At 59.9% G+C, this 5,183-nt stretch carries 7 protein-coding genes; 4 read left to right on the top strand and 3 right to left on the bottom strand.

Translation table 11 applies throughout. The features are described from left to right. From GHO42_RS01855 to GHO42_RS01840, 4 genes are all read left to right on the top strand, one after another. A partial coding sequence (locus GHO42_RS01855) for a sulfite exporter TauE/SafE family protein (RefSeq protein WP_178114878.1) occupies positions 1 to 302 on the top strand: 302 nt, incomplete at its 5' end. A 196-nt stretch (positions 303 to 498) separates the two neighbouring features. Beyond that, positions 499 to 1,881 carry an oxygen-independent coproporphyrinogen III oxidase gene (gene hemN / locus GHO42_RS01850; RefSeq protein ID WP_095002763.1) on the top strand — a complete coding sequence of 461 codons (1,383 nt, stop codon included), beginning with the start codon at positions 499 to 501 and terminating at the stop codon, positions 1,879 to 1,881. Positions 1,882 to 2,001: 120 nt separating this feature from the next. Beyond that, a complete protein-coding gene (fnr, locus tag GHO42_RS01845; RefSeq protein ID WP_029611340.1) occupies positions 2,002 to 2,736 on the top strand; it encodes a fumarate/nitrate reduction transcriptional regulator Fnr in 735 nt (244 codons plus the stop codon). A 53-nt stretch (positions 2,737 to 2,789) separates the two neighbouring features. Further along, on the top strand, positions 2,790 to 3,335 hold the full coding sequence (locus GHO42_RS01840; RefSeq protein ID WP_095002764.1) for an adenine phosphoribosyltransferase: 546 nt from the start codon (positions 2,790 to 2,792) through the stop codon (positions 3,333 to 3,335). A 121-nt stretch (positions 3,336 to 3,456) separates the two neighbouring features. Here the strand turns inward: GHO42_RS01840 and recR are convergent, their stop codons facing one another. The 3 genes from recR to GHO42_RS01825 form a co-directional block, all read right to left on the bottom strand. Then, a complete protein-coding gene (recR, locus tag GHO42_RS01835) occupies positions 3,457 to 4,059 on the bottom strand; it encodes a recombination mediator RecR (RefSeq protein ID WP_016780292.1) in 603 nt (200 codons plus the stop codon). Positions 4,060 to 4,176: 117 nt separating this feature from the next. Continuing rightward, positions 4,177 to 4,515: a YbaB/EbfC family nucleoid-associated protein gene (locus GHO42_RS01830; RefSeq protein WP_095002765.1), complete on the bottom strand. Its 339-nt coding sequence runs from the start codon at positions 4,513 to 4,515 to the stop codon at positions 4,177 to 4,179. Between the two features lie 77 nt (positions 4,516 to 4,592). Beyond that, positions 4,593 to 5,183: DNA polymerase III subunit gamma/tau C-terminal domain-containing protein (locus GHO42_RS01825; RefSeq protein WP_306108752.1), on the bottom strand; the 591-nt coding region annotated here is incomplete at its 5' end.

The following is a 5,183-nucleotide window of genomic DNA, read 5'->3' as shown; positions in this document are numbered from 1 at the left end:
CGGTCACCAGCCTGCCGCGCGCCTTGCTGCTGGGGGCACTGTGGGGCTGGCTGCCCTGCGGGCTGGTGTACAGCACGCTGATCTGGTCCGCCAGCCAGGGCAGCGCAGTCGACAGTGCATTACTGATGCTGGGGTTCGGGCTGGGCACCTGGCCCGTACTGCTGGCCACCGGCCTTGCCGCAGAACGTGTTACCGCAGTGCTGCGCAAACGCAGCGTGCGCATGGCTGGAGGATTACTGGTGATCCTGTTCGGTATCTGGACCCTACCCGGCCCGCATCAGCACTGGTTGATGGGGCATTAGACAGAACCCGTGGGAGCGAGCTTGCTCGCGATGGCATCACCGCGATTTGCCTGACAGATTGCGTCGCCGGTATCGCGAGCAAGCTCGCTCCCACAGGTGCACTTGCCAATCACAGCTGTTGATGCAAATCAAGATGCTACAACGACCCACCCCCTAGAATCCGGAGCATTGCCAGCCATCCCAGGGGAATGCCCGCATGCTCGACGCCATTCGTTGGGACCCAGAATTGATCCGCCGCTACGATCTTGCCGGACCGCGCTACACCTCATACCCGACAGCCATGCAGTTCAACAGCCAGGTCAGCCCGTTCGACCTGCTGCACGCCCTGCGCGAAAGCCGCAAGGCTCTGCGCCCGCTGTCGTTGTATGTGCACGTGCCGTTTTGCGCCAATATTTGCTATTACTGCGCCTGCAACAAGGTCATTACCAAAGACCGTGGCCGGGCCCAGCCCTACCTGCAGAAACTCGAGCAGGAAATCCAGATGATCGCCTGCCACCTCGACCCCAGGCAGAAGGTCGAGCAACTGCACTTTGGCGGCGGCACCCCGACTTTTCTTAGCCACGACGAATTGCGCCAACTGATGGCCAAGCTGCGTCAGCAATTCAATCTGCTGGACGACGACTCCGGCGACTACGGCATCGAAATCGACCCCCGCGAAGCCGACTGGTCGACCATGGGCCTGTTGCGTGAACTGGGCTTCAACCGTGTCAGCATCGGCCTGCAAGACCTCGACCCGGACGTGCAAAGGGCGGTCAATCGCCTGCAAAGCCTGGAAGAGACCCGGGCAGTGATCGACGCTGCACGCACGCTGCAATTTCGCTCGATCAATATCGACCTGATCTACGGCCTGCCCAAGCAGACCCCGGAAGCCTTTGCCCGCACCGTTGAAGAAGTGATCAGCCTGCAGCCCGATCGCCTGTCGGTGTTCAACTACGCGCACTTGCCTGAACGCTTCATGCCCCAACGACGCATCAACACCAGCGACCTGCCCTCGCCTGCCGCCAAGCTGCAGATGCTGGAGCGCACCATCGAGCAACTGACCGGCGCCGGCTACCGCTATATCGGCATGGATCATTTCGCCCTGCCAGACGATGAACTGGCCATCGCCCAGGAAGAATCAACCCTGCAACGCAACTTCCAGGGTTATACCACCCACGGCCATTGCGACCTGATCGGGCTTGGTGTCTCCGCCATCAGCCAGATCGGCGACCTGTACTGCCAAAATGACAGCGACCTGGCCAAATACCAGCACACCCTGGCCAGCGGCCAGCTCGCCACCAGCCGTGGCCTGGTATGCAATCAGGATGACCGTATCCGTCGCGAGGTCATCCAGCAGATCATCTGCAATTTGCACCTGCCGTTCGCGACCGTGGAGCAGGCGTTCAATATCGACTTTCGCGGCTATTTTGCCCCTCAGTGGCCGACGCTCAAGACCATGGCCGCCGACGGCCTGATCGCCCTGGACGACCAGCAACTGACTGTGCTGCCTGCTGGCAGGCTGCTGGTGCGCTCGGTGTGCATGGTGTTCGACGCTTACCTTGAGCAACAAACCCGTCAGCGCTATTCGCGGGTGATCTAAGGTCGCAAACACGACCTCTACAGCATGAGATGAGTGCCCTGGCATGGTGCGGCTGGTCTAGCCCCCCCACGCTGGGTTACCCTTGCATCTTATGTGTGTTTTCCTACAAGGATTTAAGAAATGTCCGAGCCAGTAAAAGTGCGCGCTCACACTCAGGCACAGTGCAAGGATTGCAGCCTGGCCCCACTCTGTTTGCCACTTTCGTTGAACCTGGAAGACATGGATGCGCTGGAAGAAATCGTCAAGCGCGGCCGCCCACTGAAAAAAGGCGAGTTCCTGTTCCGCCAGGGCGACACGTTTGGCTCGGTTTACGCGGTACGTTCCGGCGCACTGAAAACCTTCAGCCTGAGCGACAACGGTGAAGAGCAAATTACCGGCTTCCACCTGCCCAGCGAACTGGTCGGCCTGTCGGGTATGGACACTGAAACCTACCCGGTATCGGCCCAGGCGCTAGAGACTACACCGGTATGCGAAATCCCTTTCGAACGTCTCGACGAACTCTCCGTGCAACTGCCGCAACTGCGTCGCCAGCTGATGCGTGTAATGAGCCGCGAAATCCGCGACGATCAGCAAATGATGTTGCTGCTGTCGAAAAAAACCGCCGACGAACGTATCGCCACGTTCCTGGTCAACCTGTCAGCGCGTTTTCGTGCTCGCGGCTTCTCGGCCAATCAGTTCCGCCTGAGCATGTCGCGCAACGAAATCGGCAATTACCTGGGCCTGGCCGTTGAAACCGTGTCCCGCGTGTTTACCCGCCTGCAGGAAAACCAGTTGATCACTGCCGAAGGCAAGGAAGTGCATATTCTTGACCCGATCAAGCTGTGTGCCCTGGCCGGTGGTTCGCTGGAGGTTTGACACGGCCTGACGGGTTATACTGGCGCGCTTAACGCTCCCCAGGACAGCCCGATATGGTCTCCGACGATTTTTGCCTCAAAACCCTGATTCGCCCGGTTATTGATTTCCCCAAGCCGGGCGTCATCTTTCGCGACATCACCCCCCTCTACCAGTCGCCCCGCGCCATGCGCGTGATCGCCGACAGCTTTATCGAGCGCTACGTCGAGGCTGACTTCAGCCATATCGGCGCTATGGATGCCCGCGGCTTCCTGATCGGCTCGGTACTGGCCCACCAGCTCAACAAACCGCTGATCCTGTTTCGCAAACAGGGCAAATTGCCCGCAGACGTTTTGGCCGAAGGCTATCAGACGGAATATGGCGAAGCGTTTCTGGAGGTTCACGCCGACAGCCTGTGCGAGGGTGACTCGCTGCTGATCGTCGATGACCTGATTGCTACGGGCGGCACGCTGATTGCGGCAGCCAACCTGGTGCGACGCATGGGTGCGCAGGTGTTTGAAGCAGCGGCCATTATCGACCTGCCCGAGCTGGGCGGTTCGCAGCGCTTGCAGGATTTGGGTGTGCCTACTTTCTGCCTGACGGAATTTTCGTTAACCGAGTAATACCGACACGTGGGAGCGGGCTTGCTCGCGATGCAGGCACCGCGGTTCAACTGAATACCGCGGTGCCTGCATCGCGAGCAAGCCCGCTCCCACAGGAGTCCCCTCTCCCCTGCAATCGCAGTCAGAGCGTAATCGGTCGACGCCCCGAGAACGAGTGCGCCAAAGTACCGCCATCCACCAGTTCCAGCTCGCCACCCAGCGGCACACCGTGGGCGATACGCGAAGCGATCAGGCCTTTGTTGCTCAGCAACTGGGCGATGTAATGCGCAGTGGCCTCGCCCTCAACCGTTGGATTGGTGGCCAGGATCACCTCCGCAAACGTACCCTGCTCTGCAATACGCGCCATCAATTGCGGAATGCCTATCGCCTCAGGGCCTAAACCATCGAGCGGCGACAAATGCCCCTTGAGCACAAAGTAACGGCCGCGATAACCGGTCTGCTCCACGGCATACACGTCCATCGGCCCCTCGACCACGCACAGCAAGGTGTCATCCCGGCGCACATCGGCACACTGCGGGCACAGATCGTCTTCGGTCAGGGTTCTGCACAAACGGCAATGCCCCACACCTTCCATCGCCTGAGTCAGCGCCAGGGCCAGGCGCGAGCCACCACTGCGATCACGCTCAAGCAATTGCAACGCCATGCGCTGGGCGGTCTTTTGACCCACGCCCGGCAAGGTACGCAAGGCATCGATCAGTTGGCGAATCAGAGGGCTAAAGCTCATAAGGAAAGGTCCGACAAAACAACGAGACGCGGTTTATACCCTCGGTGTGAGCTAGCGTCAAATACCCGTAAAACAGGCAAAAAAATGCCAGGCTCATGGCCTGGCATTTCAGATGCCTTAGAACGGCATCTTCATGCCCGGCGGCAGTTGCATGCCGGCGGTCACGCCAGACATTTTGTCCTGGCTGTTGGCTTCGATCTTGCGCACGGCGTCGTTGACCGCTGCGGCGAACAGGTCTTCCAGCACTTCGCGGTCGTCTTCGCTCACACCTTCCAGCAAAGTCGGGTCAATGCTCACCCGCTTGACGTCATGACGGCCGGTCATGACCACAGTGACCATATCGCCACCCGCCTTGCCGGTGACTTCAGCATTGGCCAGCTCTTCCTGCATCTTGGCCATTTTTTCCTGCATCTGCTGCGCCTGCTTCATCAGGCCGGCCATGCCACCTTTCATCATGGGAATCACCTCAAACGTTATTTGGACAATGCACCCGCAATCAAAACGACTGCGGGCTGTAAGTTTCTGCTCTGGCGTTACGACACTTGAGCCTGAGCCACCTCTAAAGGTTGAATCGTATCTTCGCGTACGGCCGCACCGAACTGCTCGACCATCTGCCGGACCACCGGGTCAGCATGGATCGACTCTTCGGCCAGACGCTGGCGCTCTGCGCGAAAACGCGAAGCCGCCTGGGCCGGGGTTTCCTGCTCCGGCTTGACCAGCTCAATCGTGACTTTGAGTGTACGCTGAGTGAACTGGTTCAGTGCATCGTTGAGTCGACGCTGCTGGGTCAGGTTGAACAACGCGCTGTGGGCCGGGTCCAGATGCAACAGCCAGTCATCACCGTCAACCGCAATCAGCGTGCAGTTGGCACCAATGCTGGCGGTCATGCCCGACACCGGTAATTTGGGGAACATCTCCAGCCATTCAAGGGCCAGACCGGTCGCCGGCATCGCCGCAGGCAGCGGTTCGGGCGCAGGCGCTTGCTCGCTGGCATGCTCACTGGCCAGCTCGTCGAGGTAGCTGTAGGCCGCCGAATCCATGTCCGGCTCAATGTAGTCTTCGTCCAGGGGCGGCTCGTCGTCACGATCCATGCCCGACACCGCTGCGTCCACCTGCTCGACGGT

The sequence above is a fragment of the Pseudomonas sp. FSL R10-0056 genome (genome assembly GCF_009600105.1).
Taxonomy (GTDB): Bacteria; Pseudomonadota; Gammaproteobacteria; order Pseudomonadales; family Pseudomonadaceae; genus Aquipseudomonas; species Aquipseudomonas bubulae.
This window is presented reverse-complemented; position numbering and strand designations above follow the sequence as displayed.